Annotated in this window: 12 protein-coding genes; 10 read left to right on the top strand and 2 right to left on the bottom strand. The window is 52.5% G+C overall.

Annotated features, from left to right (window positions below; all coding sequences use genetic code 11):
• From L6442_RS30990 to L6442_RS30950, 9 genes are all read left to right on the top strand, one after another.
• Positions 1–1,671, top strand: a complete 1,671-nt coding sequence (locus tag L6442_RS30990) for an ABC1 kinase family protein (protein ID WP_212980545.1) — start codon at positions 1–3, stop codon at positions 1,669–1,671.
• Positions 1,672–1,727: 56 nt separating this feature from the next.
• The gene (locus tag L6442_RS30985; RefSeq protein WP_212980544.1) at positions 1,728–3,161 is read left to right on the top strand and encodes a DEAD/DEAH box helicase; all 1,434 of its coding nucleotides are present in this window, start codon (positions 1,728–1,730) and stop codon (positions 3,159–3,161) included.
• 329 nt (positions 3,162–3,490) lie between these two features.
• Positions 3,491–3,901: a YjdF family protein gene (locus L6442_RS30980; RefSeq protein ID WP_212980543.1), complete on the top strand. Its 411-nt coding sequence runs from the start codon at positions 3,491–3,493 to the stop codon at positions 3,899–3,901.
• Between the two features lie 563 nt (positions 3,902–4,464).
• Positions 4,465–6,096: a formate--tetrahydrofolate ligase gene (locus tag L6442_RS30975; RefSeq protein ID WP_212980542.1), complete on the top strand. Its 1,632-nt coding sequence runs from the start codon at positions 4,465–4,467 to the stop codon at positions 6,094–6,096.
• 900 nt (positions 6,097–6,996) lie between these two features.
• Entirely contained in the window at positions 6,997–7,833 is an 837-nt protein-coding gene (locus tag L6442_RS30970; protein WP_212980541.1) for a formate/nitrite transporter family protein, read from the top strand.
• 362 nt (positions 7,834–8,195) lie between these two features.
• Entirely contained in the window at positions 8,196–10,262 is a 2,067-nt protein-coding gene (locus L6442_RS30965) for a molybdopterin-containing oxidoreductase family protein (RefSeq protein WP_212980540.1), read from the top strand.
• Positions 10,263–10,425: 163 nt separating this feature from the next.
• Positions 10,426–11,652, top strand: a complete 1,227-nt coding sequence (locus L6442_RS30960) for an MFS transporter (RefSeq protein WP_194231733.1) — start codon at positions 10,426–10,428, stop codon at positions 11,650–11,652.
• An 81-nt stretch (positions 11,653–11,733) separates the two neighbouring features.
• Positions 11,734–12,234 carry a GNAT family N-acetyltransferase gene (locus L6442_RS30955; RefSeq protein WP_212980539.1) on the top strand — a complete coding sequence of 167 codons (501 nt, stop codon included), beginning with the start codon at positions 11,734–11,736 and terminating at the stop codon, positions 12,232–12,234.
• Positions 12,235–12,720: 486 nt separating this feature from the next.
• Positions 12,721–13,506: an SDR family oxidoreductase gene (locus L6442_RS30950; protein WP_194231730.1), complete on the top strand. Its 786-nt coding sequence runs from the start codon at positions 12,721–12,723 to the stop codon at positions 13,504–13,506.
• Positions 13,507–13,689: 183 nt separating this feature from the next.
• Here the strand turns inward: L6442_RS30950 and L6442_RS30945 are convergent, their stop codons facing one another.
• Entirely contained in the window at positions 13,690–14,238 is a 549-nt protein-coding gene (locus L6442_RS30945) for a GNAT family N-acetyltransferase (RefSeq protein ID WP_212980538.1), read from the bottom strand.
• A 275-nt stretch (positions 14,239–14,513) separates the two neighbouring features.
• Between L6442_RS30945 and L6442_RS30940 the strand changes: the two genes are divergently transcribed.
• Positions 14,514–16,217 (top strand): glutamine--tRNA ligase/YqeY domain fusion protein, encoded by a 1,704-nt coding sequence (locus L6442_RS30940; protein ID WP_212980563.1) that lies wholly within the window; start codon positions 14,514–14,516, stop codon positions 16,215–16,217.
• Between the two features lie 228 nt (positions 16,218–16,445).
• Here the strand turns inward: L6442_RS30940 and L6442_RS30935 are convergent, their stop codons facing one another.
• Positions 16,446–17,675 carry an MFS transporter gene (locus L6442_RS30935; protein WP_212980537.1) on the bottom strand — a complete coding sequence of 410 codons (1,230 nt, stop codon included), beginning with the start codon at positions 17,673–17,675 and terminating at the stop codon, positions 16,446–16,448.
• Between the last annotated feature and the right edge of the window lie 23 nt (positions 17,676–17,698).

Raw genomic sequence — 17,698 nt, 5'->3', positions numbered from 1 at the left:
ATGGCGGTGCGTATCAGACATACCGGCCGCTACCGGGAGATCGCCATGGCGCTCATGCGTCATGGCTTTGGCTACATGGTGGAGGAATTGGGACTGTTCCAGCTGCTGTCCATGCCCCGGCGCTGGGTTAAACATGAGTCACCGGAAACCAAGACGCTTGGAGAGCGCATCCGGCTTGTTCTTGAGGATCTCGGCCCGACGTTTGTGAAGCTGGGGCAGCTTGCCAGCACGCGCTCGGATTTGCTGCCGGATTCCATCATCCAAGAGCTGGTGAAGCTGCAGGACCAGGTTCCTCCGTTTCCGTCGGAGGCTGCGCGAAGCATTTTGGCAGAAGAGCTGGATATGCCGGTCGAAGAGATTTTCGAACGGTTTGATGACATACCGGTGGCGGCCGCCTCTATTGGACAGGTTCATCTAGGCAGGCTGAAGTCCGGTGAAGAAGTAGCAGTGAAAATTCAACGTCCCGGCGCGCTGCAGACCATTACGCGGGATCTGGGCATCTTGCGGAACCTGATGGTGCTGGCGGAAAAGCGATGGGAATGGGCCCGACGTTATCAAATGGTCCGACTTGTAGAGGAATTCTCCAAATCCCTGCTGGCGGAAATGGACTACAGCCGGGAAGGACGCAATACGGAGAAAATCGCGCTGCAGTTTCAAAACGACGCGCATATTTTTATCCCGCAAATCCACTGGCAGTATACCTCTTCGCGTGTCATGACGATGGAATACGTGGAGGGCGTGACCCTAAGCCAGTCGGAGCAGCTGGAAGAGAGCGGTTTTGATCTGCAGCTTATCGCCAAGCGGTTTGTGAATGCCATGCTGCATCAGATGTTTATCGAGGGTTTTTTTCATGCCGATCCGCACCCCGGAAACTTATTGGTCCGGAAAGACGGCAGCTTGGCTTTTCTGGATTTCGGCATGGTCGGGCGACTTAGTGAAGACATGAAACATCATTTATCCGAACTCATTATCGCACTTATGCGTAAAAATACCGACAGCATGGTCCGGGCCATTTTGCGCCTTGGCTTGCTGCCGGAAGACAATGATATGGACTCTTTGCGCAAGGATCTGGGTATTTTACGCGACGAGTATTATGATATTCCGTTTTCTGAAATCGGCATCGGCAAGGCGCTTAATGATTTGTTTGGCGTTGCCCAGCGTCATGCCATCGTGATGCCTCCCGATTTGACGCTGCTCGGCAAAGCGCTGCTGACGATGGAAGGCGTCATTCAGAAGCTTGATCCCTCGCTCAGCATTATCGATATGGCCGAGCCTTTCGGACGCAAGCTTGCCAGGGAGCGGTTCAGCGCCCGCCGCCTGCGCGGCAAGCTGCTCGGCGGCGCGGCCAGCCTGGCCGAAGCGCTGCTGGATATTCCCGCCCAAACGAGACAGCTGTCCGCGCTGATCAGCAAAGGCAAGCTGAAGGTGGAAATCAGTGTTCCCGAGATGGAATCTTTGATGCGCAAGCTGGACCAGATCAGCAACAGGCTGTCGTTCAGCATTGTGCTGCTGGCCTTCAGCATCATCATGGTGGGGCTGATCATCGGCTCCTCGATGAACCGCCAATCCTCGATTCTATGGCATTTCCCGGTCATAGCTATCGGATTTGGCGTCGCATTTTTGATGGTGGTGTGGCTGCTATACTCTATTTTTAAGTCGGGAAAGTTTTGAAGAGATGAGGATTTTGCAAAATCCTGAGATGAATATTGAGACTAGAGGTGGATGGATTGCCAAATTTTATAGAGCTTGGCTTACAGGATCAATGGGTGGCGGCACTTAGGGAGAACGGCATCGCCGTGCCTACGCCGGTACAGATGGAGACGATTCCGCTGCTGTTGGCGGGCCAAGACGTGATTGCCCGTGCGCGGACAGGAAGCGGGAAAACGCTCGCTTTCCTGCTGCCGATCATGCAAAAGCTGGATCCGGCCCGCGCTTATCCGCAGGCCCTGATCATTGCGCCGACACGCGAGCTGGCGCTGCAAATTACCGAGGAGGCGCGGAAGCTTGCCCGGGGAACGGAGATCCGGATATTGGCCGTATACGGAGGCCAGGATGTAGACAAGCAGCTGCGCAAGCTGGAGGGCGGGCGCCATCTGATCATCGGTACGCCGGGCCGGTTGAACGACCATTTACGGCGGGGCACCCTTGAGCTTGGCGGCGTGAAGACGCTGGTGCTTGACGAAGCGGATCAGATGCTGCATATGGGCTTCCTGGACGAAGTTGAAGCGCTGATTCAGGCGCTGCCCCACAAACGGCAGACGCTGCTGTACTCCGCGACGATGCCGGCCGAAATCAAGCGGTTGGCTTCCTTTTACACCCGCGATGCTGTGGACGTGACCGTCAAAGCGGAGAAGTCGCCGGTGCCGCTGCAGCATATCCGCCAGCTGGCGGTCGAGGTGACAGACCGGACCAAGCAGCAGGCGCTGGTGTCCATGATTGAGACCTATCGGCCGTTTCTGGCCATTATTTTCTGCCGTACCAAGCGGCGGGCTTCGACGCTAAACTCCGCGCTGCTGGAGCAGGGATACGCTTCGGATGAACTGCATGGAGATTTGTCGCAAGCGAAGCGGGAGCAGGTCATGAAACGGTTTCGAGAGGCGAAGCTCCAGCTGTTGGTAGCCACGGATGTAGCGGCGCGGGGACTGGACGTTGAAGGCGTGACCCATGTCTTCAACTACGATATCCCGCATGAAGTTGACAGCTATATCCACCGCATCGGCCGGACAGGCCGTGCCGGAGGAAAAGGAATGGCGATTACACTGGTATCGCCCCGGGACAAAGGCGAGCTGCAGCGCATTGAGCAGGGCATCAATCATACGATTGAACGCCGGCGGTATGAGAAAGACGGCGAAATCGTGGAGGCGGGCGCATCAAGAGCCTCCGCTGTCAGCCCGGGCAGAGGCGGGCGGAAGGAACCGGATCGCCGGCGCGGTCAGCAGCGGCCGTCACCCGGCGGTCGCCGCGGCCAAGGGGCCGGAGACAAGCCGCCCGGCCAAAGGCAATCCCGCAGCGAGGATAAAGGGTCACGCTCGTCTTCCCGCAAGGGAGATGCGCGCGGCGGGGCAGGACGCGGAGCCGAAGGCAGCAGCCGCGGTCAAGGCCGCAGCGGGCGCGGAGCCCAATCCGGCGGACGCCGGGGCGGCAGATCGGGACGGAAATAGAATGAAAGTGATAACCGGAAGGAGCCTTCAAGGCATCCTCCGGTTATTTGGCATTCGCCGGTCCGGAAATCTCAAGCCGGGCGCGGTGCAAAGAACCATGTGGGCAATGAAGGAACAGCCTAACGTACTTTCGAATAAGGCGTGAACAAAATAAATGGCGGCTTGCACTTGTTTTTCACTCGTGTATGATGATAGTGGAACGTAAAAACACGGTCCGGTTGGTAGTCCGGACGCATGAAGCGGCGAAATGCCCCAAACCGATTCATGTCAGTAGCCTTCCCCCTCGGGATGTCCAACGCTCCGATGTTAAAATAGAGGGGAGAACCACCATGAAATTAACCGTATTTTTTGATGAACCTTATTGGGTCGGAGTCGTTGAAGTGGAAAGCGGGGGCAAGGTAATGGCAGGTAAGCATACTTTCGGCGCAGAGCCTTCGCTTCAGCAGGTTTGGGAATTTGTCCTGCAGGAGCTGCCTGCGCTGGTGGAGAGGCTGTCCGTCGGCGTAACCGCTAACAAAGCTCCGCGCAAGGCTGTCAATCCGAAAAGGCTGGCCCGATTGGCCGCCCGGGAAACCAGATCCCGCGGAGTCAGCAGCGCAAGCCAGGAAGCCATGAGGCTGGAGCTTGAAAAACGCAAGCAAGAACGATCCCGTCTCGGTAAGGAGCAGCGCGAGGCGCTGGCTGCCAGAAAGCGTGAAATCGCCGTCCGGAAAGCCAAAGCCAAGCACAGGGGCAGATAAATGATTTGCTAAAAGAGGTTGTTCAAAAAGTTCACTTTTGATAAGAAAACCAATCGAGGCCAATCAAGGATGAGCGACCGCGATTCACGGTAGGTTTTCTTGCGATATAGAATTTCATCAGCACTGCTGATAACGAATAAATTCTATATCTAACACGAAGTGAATCAAGAAGTGGATTCGGCATCGAATCTTGAATTCAGCCGGGCCTTCGGTGCTCACGTACCTAAACGTACGCTCCGCTCCTCAGTCCCTAGCTTCATTCAACCTTCTCGGTGCTGAAAACCGTCCTTTTTGAACACGCACTAAAAGAAAGGTGGGGAAGCAAAACGTCTGTCTATTTGCGTTTCAACCGTCATTTCGGCGGCTGGCCAGAAAGCTGTGGGAATCACCCGGAAGCCATGATAGACGCGATTGAACAGCTGCCGCAACATTGGCAATCATGAATATAACATCTTTGGAAACAAGTCATAGGGGTCTGCCCGCAAGAGGCAGGCTCTTTTTTCGGCGGGCACCCCGGGCAATTAGGGATTTGAACTATAGTACATAGGAGGTACGATCAGGTCATGAAACCAATCTTGGAAGTTGCGGCATTAGCCGGGATCGAAGAAGAGGAACTGGAATTATACGGCCGATACAAAGCGAAGCTCAGCCCTTCATTGTGGGAACGCGTGCGTACGCGCCAGGACGGCAAGCTGGTACTGGTGACCGCAATGAACCCAACCCCGGCCGGGGAGGGCAAAACGCTGACCACCATCGGTCTTGCGCAGGCGTTAAACGCGGCCGGGCACCGGACGGTCGCCGCCTTGCGCGAACCTTCGCTCGGTCCGTGCTTTGGCATGAAAGGCGGAGCGACGGGTAGCGGCAAAGCGCAAATTGTTCCGGCGGAAGATATCAATTTGCATTTTACGGGAGATCTTCACGCCATTACCTCAGCCCATAACCTGCTGGCGGCCATGATCGACAACCATATCCATCAGGGCAATGTCCTGCGGCTGAATCCGCAGCGGATCGTCTGGAAACGGGCAATGGACATGAATGACCGCAGTCTGCGCAGCATCGTAACAGGGCTTGGCGACGGTAACGGCGCCGTACGCGAAGGCGGCTTCCTGATTACGACTGCCTCGGAGGTTATGGCCATTCTCTGTCTGAGTACGGGTCTCGGCGACTTGAAGGAGCGCCTTGGCCGGATCATTACCGGCTACAATCAGGATGGAGAGGCCGTAACGGCTGCACAGCTTGACGCTGTCGAAGCGATGACGATTCTGCTGAAGGACGCAATCAAACCTAATCTCGTCCAGACGCTTGAAGGCACCCCGGTTATCGTTCACGGTGGTCCTTTCGCCAATATTGCCCATGGCTGCAGCAGCGTGCTCGGAACGCGCCTCGCCCTGAAACTTGGGGAGATTGTTGTGACGGAGGCTGGTTTTGGCGCTGATCTCGGAGCCGAGAAGTTTTTGGATATCAAATGCCGTCAGGCTGGCCTGAGTCCTGCAGCCGCAGTACTGGTGGTGACCGTCAAGGCGCTCAAGTATAACGGCGGGATGGCCAAAGACCGGCTGCGTGAGACGGGCATGAAGGCGCTGGAAGACGGCTTGTCCAACATGAAGAGACATGTGGAGAATCTGAAGAAGTTCGGCGTACCGGCCGTAGTGGCGATTAACCATTTTGCCGACGATTTGCCCGAAGAGGTGGAGCGGGTGTTGGCCGAGTGCCGCGCGATGAATGTTCCGGCAGCAGTATCTAATGTATGGGCGGAAGGCAGCGCAGGCGGTCTGGAGCTGGCAAAAGCATTAACAGATCTGCTGGAGAAGGAATCGTCCAACTATCGTCCGCTGTATGCGCTTGATACGGATATCCGCACCAAAATCGAAACCATCGTCCGTGAGATCTACCGCGGGGCAGAGGTGAGTTATTCTCCGGCAGCCCTGCGAAGCCTGAAGGATATCGAGCAGCTTGGATACGGCAATGTCCCTGTATGCATGGCCAAAACACAATATTCCTTCTCGGATCAGCCGAAGCTGCTTGGAGCCCCTGAAGGCTTCAAAGTTCAGGTGCGGGAGATCTCGCTATCCGCGGGAGCGGGTTTTGTCGTGGTCCATACCGGAAATATCATGACGATGCCGGGACTTCCGAAGTCTCCTGCCGCCGTGCATATGAGCATTGACGATGACGGACGGATATCCGGTTTATTTTAAGACGTTTCTTTAAGCCGGATTTGGATTTCTAACGCGGGAAGTCTGCTTCCTGAATGATCTTGGGGTGAAACTCGCATACTGAATTTCATCGGGATGCGGGGTGAGGGCGACCAATCGTTCTTTACGCGCGACGGGAAAAGGTGCAAATCGTTTAGATATTCGTATGCTGCTGCAACCCAGAGGCTACACTCTATCGAGACTGTATCCTAATGAAACCTGCAATCGTTATTTAGGCAAAATCAAGCATCTACGCATTCTAACGAAACTCGATATCGCTATTAGCCGAAAAAGACGTGGTGAAGCCAAATTTCAGCCGAATAACGATTCGTAGTTTCGTTAGATTTCATTTGACTTCGATTCAGCGGCAATAGCGTTGCTCAGTTTCGTTAGCGGAAATCAGATGCCGATTCGGACTCGTATTTCATGGGTTAGCAGAAAACGGGTGCTGCGTTGGTGACTAGAATCATGCTTCAGCGGCAATAGCATTGCTCAGTTCCGTTAGCTGATATTTAGATACCGCTTTTACTTCCGTTTCCGCGGAGGTAAAAGCTTTTTTTTGTCTATTTGCCCGAAGATATCAAGGGGTGTTTCTGCGATCATTTTAAGTAAAAATTCTCTTCTCTTCCTCATCTAGTGATTGTTTTCACATGAATGAAAGCCGATTTTCATTACAATGGAATTGACCGATGAGGGATTGGAATGCTCGATTTGTTAAAAACTGATTTGTCAAAATTTAAAATAATCTGTTTCAAAAGTAATCAATTTCATAATGCCAATTCGGTATGGAATCATGCTAAATATAGACCGATATGGATTAGATGATTCGATATCAAGGTTCAACCATTCGATTTAAATCCATTATGAAATTGGTTCTATGAGCAAATAAAGGAGAGGGATGACATGGCTGTTTACAAACCTGGGCAAATTGCGGAGCTTACTGTCGAAACGGGGGCCAAAAAGGCCCATAATCCGGCGCTGACGGTTTTGGTGCTTGGCTTTTTGGCCGGCGCGTTTATCGCGCTCGGTTTTTTGCTTGATATCCGCGTGATTGCGAGCGCGCCCAAGGAATGGGGCTCATTTGCAGGCTTTGTAGGGGCGGCGCTTTTTCCCGTAGGGCTGGTTTTGGTTCTTCTGGCAGGCGGCGAGCTGCTGACGGGCAATATGATGGCAGTGGCGCTGGCCTGGATGGCGAAAAGGATAAAGGTTTCCGAACTGCTCCGCAACTGGGCGCTGGTTCTCGTGGCCAATTTTGCTGGGGCGTTGTTTGTGGCTTACTTCTTCGGGCATGTGACCGGGCTGACGGAGAGTGGACCTTATCTTGATAAACTGGTGGATATGGCCGGTCATAAGCTGGATGACAGTTTCCTGCAAGCCTTCGTTTCGGGGATTGGCTGCAACTGGCTGGTAGCGCTGGCTGTATGGCTGTGTTACGGCTCGGACAGCATGAGCGGCAAAATTTTGGGCATTTGGTTCCCGACGATGGCTTTTGTCGCTATCGGTTTTCAGCACGTGGTCGCTAATATGTTCCTTATTCCGGCGGCGATTTTTGCGGGCCATTTTACATGGGGCGATTATTTCATGAATTTTGTGCCGGTGTTGCTTGGAAATATGGTCGGAGGCGCAATATTTGTGGCCGGCGCATATTGGGTGGCTTATTTGCGGAAGACGGGGGAAGCACCTGCCGCCGATCAACGGATCGGGGGACAAAAAGCCGAAGCACTGCGCAAGCAAGCGTAAACGAACACTAAAGCATCATATCAAAACCAGCTGTTTCCGAAAGAAGGGGGCGGCTGGTTTTTTTTGGGGGTCGGGCGGAAGGGTTGGTCCAAAAAAAATTTAAAACAAAATTCGCCATTCTAAAGCCCGGGGGGAACGAACTTTAGATGGCGAATTTTTTTGGGAGTGTTCTATGGTTACGGCATAGTCTGGGAGGAACGAAAAGTGGTTCCATGTCTGATGCTCTCATACTATGGTTACCCTCATGCGGGAAGGCTGAAACGCTGTTTGCCCGTTTTTCCTTTTGCGCATTTCACATTCCCGGATTAAGATTGAGAGTAGAGAGATAGGCAATTTGTTACTTCAGAGGAGGGAGAGCGGGAATGATCGAAGAGAAAAACGGCGTATTCCCGGCGGTATGCCCGCTGGATTGTCCCGACACATGCGGCCTGCTGCTGCATAAAGAAGAAGGGAAGATCGTAAAGGTGACCGGTAATCCGGATCATCCGATCACGCAGGGGGCTATATGCAACAAGGTCCGCAACATGACCGAGCGGATTTATCATAAAGACCGGATTCGTTATCCGCTGAAACGGACGGGGCCGAAAGGTTCCGGGCAGTTTGAGCGCATATCCTGGGATGAGGCTGTCAGCGAAATTGCAAGCCGGTATCGGGAACTGATCGCCGAATACGGATCGGAGTGCATCCTGCCTTACAGCTTCTACGGCAATATGGGCATCCTCAGCGTAGACGGCATGGACCGGCGCTTTTTTAATGCGCTTGGCGCAAGCCGGCTGGATCAAAAGATCTGCAATGCTGCCGGAAACGCCGGCTGGAAATATACGATGGGCTTCAAGGGAGGCACCTCCCCGGAAGATACGGAATATGCAGATTTGATCATCGTCTGGGGCGGAAACTTGATCAGTACGAATATGCATCAGGTGGTCATTGCCGAGAAAGCCCGTAAACGCGGCGCAAAGGTGGTCGTGATCGATGTGCATAAAAATCGCACCGCCCAATGGGCCGACTGGTTCATTCCGCTTTACCCCGGAACGGATACGGCGCTGGCGCTTGGCGTGATGCATGTTCTGTTCCGCGACGGTTGGACGGACGAAGTCTTCCTGAAACGGTATACCGTAGGCTATGAAGAGCTGCGCGAACATGTGAAGAGTTATACGCCCGCCCATGTTGCGGCTATTACGGGCGTGCCGGAGGAAGACATCGAGAAGCTGGCACGCATGTACGGTGAAGCTTCCGTTTCTTATATCGCGATCGGCAACGGGCTTCAGCATCACGACAACGGAGGCATGAACGTCCGCAGCATCGCCTGCCTGCCGGCTTTGACGGGGCAGTGGTTAAAACAAGGCGGCGGCGCGGTGAAAACGAACGGCGGTTACGGCGCCATGGACAGCGACTATTTGGAACGGCCGGAATTGCGGCCGAATCCCGAGGCGCGCTCGATCAATATGAACCGGATCGGGGAAGCGCTGCATATGCAGGAGCAGCCGATTAAAGCCGTGTTCGTGTATTGCAGCAACCCTCTTGTCGTTGCGCCGGATACGGAGCGGGTTCAGGCAGGTTTTGCGCGGGAGGACCTGTTTACGGTAGTGCATGATCTGTTCATGACCGATACGGCCAAATACGCGGATATCGTACTGCCAGCGGCTTCATCGTTCGAGACGACCGATCTGTATGCATCGTATTGGCATCATTATGTGCAGCTGCAGGAGCCGGTGATTGGGAAGATCGGCGAAGCCAAAGGCAATGTCGAGCTGTTTGCGATGTTAGGACGCGCCATGGGGCTGGACGAGGAAGCTTTCATGGAAACGGAGGAAGAGATGATCGCCCGGGCGCTGAATTATCCGGAGAATCCGTATCTGAACGGCGTAACGCTTCCGGCGCTGAAGGAGCAGCGTTTCGTGAAGCTGGACATGACGCCGCAAGCATCCTATCTGGACCGGCTGCCCACGCCGTCAGGCAAAATCGAATTGTATTCAGAAGCCATGAAGGCAGCCGGACTTCCGCCGCTTCCGGAATATGTTCCGCTGCAGGAAGGATATGACGGAAATCATCGTCCGGGCAAGGATGAGCCTTATCCGCTTATGTTCATTTCGCCGCCTAACCATAATTTTTTGAACTCCACATTCGCCAATGTGGAGAAACACCAGCGGCTGGAGAAGGAACCCCAGCTGCAAATCCATCCGCAGGATGCCGCAGAGCGCGGAATCGGCGACGGCGACAGCGTGGTGGTGTACAACAAGCGCGGGAAGTTGGAGCTGAAAGCGGTAGTGACCGACAAGATGCTTCCAGGAACGGTGATCAGCCAAGGGTTATGGTGGGAAGGCCAAGGACGCAAACAGCGTGCCAATGCCTTGACGGCTGACCGGCTGTCCGATATGGGCGGCGGGGCTACGTTCTTTTCGACCGCTGTCCAGGTAAAGCGTCAGTGAGCGGCATTGCCGAAAACCTTATATATGACGGATACTGATTCCAGGTGATCTTTTATATCGGCAGATGCCGGGGAACGGTTTAGGTCATGTCCGGATACGATCCGGGCATGACCTTTCGAATCGAATGATCGCATAATTTTGATACACCACAGGAGAAAAATATATGAAATTTTTGCAGTCCTACCCGAAGGAAGTCAAAATCTTTCTTGCTGCGAGCCTGATCAATTCCGCCGGCGGATCGCTGATGTGGCCGCTGACCACGATGTATGTGTTCGATGAGCTCGGAAGAAGCATGGCCGATGCCGGGCTCGTGGTCATGATCCAAGCTTTCGGCGGCATTATCGGCCAACTGCTGGGAGGGGCGCTGTACCACCGCGTAGGAGTTAAAAGACTGATCGTCGGCTCGCTTGGGCTGAATGCGCTTGGGTTGTTTACTTTGCCTTTTATCAGTTCCTATTGGATTGTTTATATGGTCGTGATGGGGCTGATCGGCCTTTTTAATGCCGTTTCCATGCCTGCGATTCAAGCCTTCGTCGGTTTTCGTTTTGCCGACCGGCGCGGCGAGCTGTTTAATGTGATTTATGTAGCCAACAACATCGGAGTGGCGCTTGGCACCGCGCTCAGCGGATTTCTGGCAGATGTCTCCTATCATTTGACCTTTGTGCTGAATGGCGTTACCTCAGCTGTATTCGCGCTGTTCTTCCTGAATTATTTGAATCGTCTGGACAAACAAGAGGGTCCCGTCCATTTGCAGAAAAAAACCAAAGAAGGGGCCAAGGAAAGCATTCCCGCACTGCTTGGCAATACGAGGATCTATTTGTTTCTCGGTTTGGGTTCCCTGTTTCTGTGGTTCGGCAACTCGATCTGGAATACGGGGGTTTCGCCGCATATCATCTCCGAAGGATTGCCGAAACGGGCTTATGGTTTCCTGTGGACGCTGAACGGGATACTTATCTTCGTCGCCCAGCCGGTGACTGCCTTGATCAAACGCTGGTTCGCCAAGGAATCTTCGGCGCAAATGACGGCTAGCGCCGTCTTTTATCTGCTCGCTTACATTGTGATTCTACTGCTGCCAAGTTATCCCGGCCTGATATTTGCCATGGTGCTTGCCACCTTGGGGGAAATGCTCATATCACCGGCGATCCCTGCCTATATTTCGGATCATGCGTACAGGGCCGCTCCTTTTTATATCGGACTAACAGGCGGCATGGCTGCGCTTGGCCGCATGATCGGCCCTTATTTCATGGGCATACTATATGATCATGGCGGGCTTGTTCCAGTGGCCTGGCTGTCCATCGCGATTGCGGTGCTGGCCGTTTCCTCCTTCGTCATTCATGCGCTGCGCCATAAAGCGGTGGGACAGTCGTTCAGCGGGTCGGTCGAAGGTTGAATATTGCATGGCAGTAATTCCGGACCGGCTTCATACGAAAAATGCTGCAAATCTTGATTTGAAAAAGAAGGTGTTAGGGCCATGAAGCTTCAACAGCAGACGCTTATTATCAGGCTTTCCCAAATGAAAGATGCCCAGACCCTGATGGATATCGATGCGCTGGTATGGACGGAACGGACGGCTCCTGAGCCGGTGTGCTGGCCGTCCAGGGAGGATTTTCTCCAGCACTGTCCGCCGGCTTCGCAGCTGGTGGCAGAGGTTGACGGGATCGTATGCGGATATGTCGGTTTTCGCTATCCGACAGGGATTGCAGGCAATGATCATGTATACGAGATCCATATTGCCGTTCATCCGGCCTATCAGCGCAGGGGGATTGGTACCCGATTGTTGAGTGAAGCCAAAATCTGGGCCATGCGGCAGGGAAAGCTCAAGCTTAGGCTGCGCGTGCTCTCGACCAACACAGGGGCTCTTCAGTTTTACAGGACCTGCGGGTTCGTAGAGGAGGGACGTCTGCTCCGGGAGTTCTGGATCGAGGACAGATATGTGGATGCGATATGGATGGCTTATTTCCTGGATAAATAACCTGAATTTGATATTTTTGGTTAACAGATATATGCTTAAATGAATAGAGTAAATAGATTGGACTTTCACGAAGTGGAGGTCCTTAGTTTTTTCGGGTCCCCGCAAAGGATTTGGAATAGGCATCGAAGCATAGGCTCCACTGTTTTGCACCCTAAACCGGCCATAGGGTGTTTATCCCGGCCGCGATCGGCAGGGAATAAGCTTCTTTATCTTGGAAAAGAGGTTCAGTATTTAAAAAGAAGCGAAAGTAGCGAAGGGGACGGAATCGATCTGAAGAAGCGATAGCGTTCGCCTTTGTCTCCGGATTTCTACCATTTTGGAAAGTTAATTAAAGAAATTTGAAGACAACAGCGATCGGAAGAACGCTCCGTAACCGTAGCGGCCAACTCGCTTATTTCAGTATTGAGCCTGCCTGAAAAAAGGGGGAATTTCATTTAAAAGATTCATAGGCATTCTCCTAAAATCTTGCAGAAAAGGGGTTGTATTATGGATTTGCAGCTTCAGGGCAAAAAGGCGCTCGTTATGGCTTCAAGCCAGGGTCTCGGCAAGGCGATTGCCGCAGAGCTTGTCAAGGAGGGGGCGGATGTGATGCTCAGCAGCCGCAGTGACGACAAGCTGAGGTCAGTACAGCAGGAATTGGTCAAGCTGGGCAGCGGGGAGGTTGAATATTACGCAGCCGACATAACCATTCCCCATGAAGTCGAAGGATTGATAAGATATACGGCCGACACGTTCGGACAAATAGACATTTTGGTCAATAATGGAGGCGGTCCGCCTTCGGGCACGTTTGAGTCTTTTACGGATGAAGATTGGGAAAATGCGTTCCGGCTCAATTTGCTCAGCTATGTGCGCACCATTCGCTGTGCACTGCCGCATATGAAAGAAAAAGGCGGACATATCGTTAACGTAACGTCAACCTCGATCAAGCAGCCGATTCCCGGTCTCATATTATCCAATACGTTCCGGACGGGCGTGGCAGGCATGACCAAAACGCTGTCGCAGGAACTGGCCCAATATGGCATTCTTGTGAATTCCGTTGCGCCGGGCCGTATAGCCACCGACCGTATCCGAAAATTGGACGAGAACAGGGCTAAGGAACAGGGCATTACAGTCGAACAGTTTCGGGAACTGTCGCAAAAGGAGATACCGCTTGGGCGTTATGGACAGCCCGAAGAATTTGCCAAGGCAGTTGCGTTTTTGCTCTCTGGAGCCAATTCGTACATTACCGGCAGCATGCTTATGATTGACGGCGGATTGGTTGAAGCGCTGTGAAGTTTTTTTGAAACCGGCCGGCTCTTCCGGTATGATGAGATTTAAAAAATTGCGGGAGGAATGAGCATCACAGCCATTATATAAAGGTTTTATGCTTATGGTGCGGCTGCCAGGCGGCTGCTCTCCCACCAAAAGCCGCCCGCCGGATCGATCCGGTCTAAGGGCGGCTTTTTCCGTCTGCATTTACCGCATCAGCTTCCATTCGCTCTGCAGCATGCCATAGACTGCAAGATTGACATAACCTTGCGGCAGCAGCGCACTTTCGCGCACGATGCCTTCGAGAACGAAGCCCAGTCTTTCCGGAATGGCACGGCTTCGTTCATTGCCGGTGGCACAGCGGATTTCGACCCTGTTCAGATCCAGTTCCATGAGCGCGTAATCGACGAAAGCGCGGCAAGCGCTGCTCATAATGCCTTGACCGACAAACTTGTCGCCCAGCCAATAGCCGATGCCAACCGAGCGGTTATGCCAATTGATCTCGTGAAAGCTGATTACGCCTGCAATTTCTCCATGCACCCAAATACCTGCGGTAATGGCCCCGTTTTCGGCTCCATGCTTTATAGCATTCTTGACAAAATTAGCCGTGTGTTCCAATTCCGTAATGGAATCGACCCAGGGGAGCCACTGGCGCAGCGTATCGCGGGAAGAGTCGGTCAGCAGAAACAAAGGGCGGGCGTGCTGCAGCGCGAGCGGCTTCAGTTCAATATGATCGTCCAGAGGATATGTAAACATATGATTTCAACCTTCTTTCTGTGCAGGATGAGTAGATGCGGTTTGCCGCGCTTTTGGTTATCGTTACCATGCTACCTTAATCCATAGCCGCAGTCAAAGCAGAAATAGTCGAATCATTGAACTATCTGGACATTACAGGTATATTTAAATGAAACACGCTTATAAAATAGATGTAGAGGAAATCAATATGAAATTGATTCAAGTGCTGCAGGAAACTGCGTCTTTCTTCTATATTAGGACAAGGCGGAATAATTCAGGATGAAAGGTTGATTACATTGGAGAAACCAAGCACACCCTCCAACTTCATTAAAAACGTAATTACAGATGACCTGGAGTCCGGCAAGGTCCAGAAAGTGATAACCCGCTTTCCACCGGAGCCCAACGGTTATTTGCATATCGGACATGCCAAGGCCATCTGGATTAATTTTACGCTTGCTCAGGAATTCGGCGGAATGACGAACCTCCGCTTTGACGATACAAACCCGATAAAAGAAGATGTGGAATTCGTTAAATCGATTGAAGAAGACGTGAAGTGGCTCGGCTATGAATGGGCCGAAAAACGTTTTGCTTCCGATTATTTTGACGAAATGTACAAGCGCGCCGAACTGTTGATCCAAAAAGGAAAAGCCTACGTGGATGACCAAAGCGCCGATCAAATCCGCGAAACGCGCGGCACGCTGACCGAACCGGGACAAAACAGCCCGTACCGCGAGCGCAGCGTGGAGGAAAATCTGGAGCTGTTCCGCAAAATGCGCGCAGGCGAATTCAAAGACGGGGAAAAGGTGCTCCGTGCCAAGATCGACATGGCTTCGCCGAATATCAATTTGCGCGATCCGGTCATTTACCGGATTTCCCATGCGACCCACCACAATACGGGGGACAAGTGGTGCATTTATCCGATGTATGCTTTTGCCCATCCGATCGAAGATGCGATCGAAGACATCACGCACTCCCTTTGCTCGCTCGAATTTGAAGATCAACGCCCGTTCTATGATTGGGTTATCGCCGAATGCGAAATGGAAAGCACGCCGCATCAATATGAGTTCGGACGCCTTAATGTATCGCAGACGCTTACCAGCAAACGGAAACTGAAGCTGCTTGTGGACGAGAACATCGTCGATGGCTGGGACGATCCGCGCATGCCGACGATCTCCGGACTTCGCCGCCGCGGCTACACGCCGGAAGCGATCCGCAGCTTCGTTTACGAAACGGGCATTTCCAAAAGCCAGGGCCTTGTCGACCTCCAAATGCTGGAGCATTTTGTCCGCGAGGATCTGAAGCTGAAGGCGCCGCGTACGATGGCCGTGCTGAGACCGCTCAAGGTAGTTATCACAAATTATCCGGAAGGCCAAATAGAATGGCTCGAAGCTGAAAATAACACGGAAAATCCGGAAATGGGCAGCCGCCAAATTCCGTTCTCGCGCGAGATTTACATCGAGCAGGACGATTTTATGGAAGATCCGCCAAGCAAATATTTCCGCCTGTTCCCAGGCAATGAAGTGCGTTTGAAGAATGCGTATTTCATCAAGTGCAATGATTTTGTCAAGGATGAAAACGGGAATGTGACTGAAATCCATTGTACTTACGATCCTGAAACCAAAAGCGGCTCGGGCTTTACTGGACGCAAGGTTAAGGGTACGATCCATTGGGTGGAAGCAACCCATGCCGTTCCGGCGGAGTTCCGCATGTACGAACCGCTGATCAAACCTAAGGAAGATGAAGCTGAACAAGCTCTAGAGAACTTGGAAGCGGCAGAAACGGAAAAGGTCGAAAAATCATTCCTGGATGAAATCAACCCGAACTCCCTGGAAGTGCTTCAAGGATTTGTAGAACCCGGGATGAAGGAAGCCAATCCGCAGGATAAATTCCAATTTTTCCGTCACGGCTATTTCAATGTGGATCCGAAATATTCCAAGCCGGGAGAGCCGGTCTTTAATTTGATCGTATCGATGAAGAGCTCGTTCAAGCTGCCTAAATAAAATAACTTAGGGGTCTGAACAATTTCAATGAACCATAAAAGCCAGTCCGCAGAGATTTCTCTCGCGAGCTGGCTTTTATAATGTTTCGTTTAAGTTCAGGAATCTAGGCGTCTTTAGATTATAGAATGTATAAGTTTTAAGCGAAGCTTAAGTAATTCTATAATCGCAAGAAAAACATCCGCAAAATGCGGTCTGTCTTCTTAGAAAATACATCGATAGACGTTTTTCTTATAAATCCTCGGTTTCCTCTTCGATCACATCTGTTTTGGGATGATGCCCCTGCACGCGGATCCAATACCACATGGCCCCAAAGCCGATGGCTCCGAACAAGGCAAGCAGGAAGCCCATGTTATACATGGTCGCACCGCCGAAGTTCTGGTACAGCCATCCGCCTGCCAGGCTGCCGGCGACTGCGGAGATGCCGCTCCAGGTCAGCGTGAACAAGGACTGCGCCGATGCGCGGTGCACGGGAGGTACCAGCTGGCTGACGACCTGGGTGCCGACAAAGAAGTATCCGCCAAAGGTGATGCAGTGCATGATCTGAATTAGCGCAATTTCAAGCGGATTCGAAGCTTCCGCCATCAGCAGCCACCGGATGCAGAAAAGGATGCTCACCAAGGCCAGACATCCGATCAGCGTGGCAAGGGATCGCTTCAGGAAACGGTGGAAGAGAACCAGCACGGCGATCTCAAGGAAAGACGACAGGAATACGGCAAATCCGACCATCGTTTTCGAACCGCCAAGTTCTGTAATATACAGCGACATGAACGTATTATTCATGACATTGGGGACTGAGACCAGGATGCCAAGTAAAATAAAAGCAACGAAATAACGGTTAATGGCAAAGTGGGTGAAACCTCTCAGGCGGATCGGCGGTGTTGCCGAAGGCATTTTCCGCGAAGGGAGCAGCAGAACCGTACCCATAGCCAGGAGCAGAATGGCGGTCACAAGCAGCGACAGCCGGGAAATGCCGATCTGGTCAATGAGGAGTCCGGCGGAAACCGCGACGACTGCCCAACCGATGGATCCCCAATTTCGGAAGGTTCCGAATTTTTGCGGCTGATCCGCGACATACCCCAAAGTCAGCGTGTTGCTCTGAGCGAACAAAGGACTTTGGAAAAAGAAAAAGAGGATCGTCGCCAGGTAAACCATATTATAGGTGCCCGCATGGAACACAAATTGGATGAGAAGCAAAGTTCCGGTCATCATGACGAGCAGGATGCGCCTTGTATTTTGCAGCCGGTCACTCCAAATGGTCCAAAACGGATTGGCCAAAAGCGACACCAACGGGCCGAGCGCCATCAGGGTGCCGATTTCGAATTTGTTCATGCCAGCATCCTGCAGGTATAATTGAAAAAAGCTGGTGAAGATCACCATAGTCCCGTAGATCAAAAAATTAAAAGCCTTGAGCGGCATCAGCTTGGACTGTTTTTTCACATGATCTTGCACGTTGCACATTCCTTTCCGACCGAATGCAAATC

Source organism: Paenibacillus azoreducens (assembly GCF_021654775.1).
Taxonomy (GTDB): Bacteria; Bacillota; Bacilli; order Paenibacillales; family Paenibacillaceae; genus Paenibacillus_AQ; species Paenibacillus_AQ azoreducens.
Note: the sequence above shows the minus strand (reverse complement) of the source record. Positions and strands in the feature narration are given on the sequence as shown.

What these genes read in the sequence shown, in the direction of transcription:
- L6442_RS30980 (WP_212980543.1), top strand. Translation starts at nt 3,491, where the DNA reads ATGAAATTAACCGTATTTTTTGATGAACCTTATTGGGTCGGAGTCGTT.
- L6442_RS30965 (WP_212980540.1), top strand. Translation starts at nt 8,196, where the DNA reads ATGATCGAAGAGAAAAACGGCGTATTCCCGGCGGTATGCCCGCTGGAT.
- L6442_RS30990 (WP_212980545.1), top strand. Translation starts at nt 1, where the DNA reads ATGGCGGTGCGTATCAGACATACCGGCCGCTACCGGGAGATCGCCATG.
- L6442_RS30950 (WP_194231730.1), top strand. Translation starts at nt 12,721, where the DNA reads ATGGATTTGCAGCTTCAGGGCAAAAAGGCGCTCGTTATGGCTTCAAGC.
- L6442_RS30945 (WP_212980538.1), bottom strand. Translation starts at nt 14,238, where the DNA reads ATGTTTACATATCCTCTGGACGATCATATTGAACTGAAGCCGCTCGCG.
- L6442_RS30970 (WP_212980541.1), top strand. Translation starts at nt 6,997, where the DNA reads ATGGCTGTTTACAAACCTGGGCAAATTGCGGAGCTTACTGTCGAAACG.
- L6442_RS30955 (WP_212980539.1), top strand. Translation starts at nt 11,734, where the DNA reads ATGAAGCTTCAACAGCAGACGCTTATTATCAGGCTTTCCCAAATGAAA.
- L6442_RS30975 (WP_212980542.1), top strand. Translation starts at nt 4,465, where the DNA reads ATGAAACCAATCTTGGAAGTTGCGGCATTAGCCGGGATCGAAGAAGAG.
- L6442_RS30935 (WP_212980537.1), bottom strand. Translation starts at nt 17,675, where the DNA reads ATGTGCAACGTGCAAGATCATGTGAAAAAACAGTCCAAGCTGATGCCG.
- L6442_RS30960 (WP_194231733.1), top strand. Translation starts at nt 10,426, where the DNA reads ATGAAATTTTTGCAGTCCTACCCGAAGGAAGTCAAAATCTTTCTTGCT.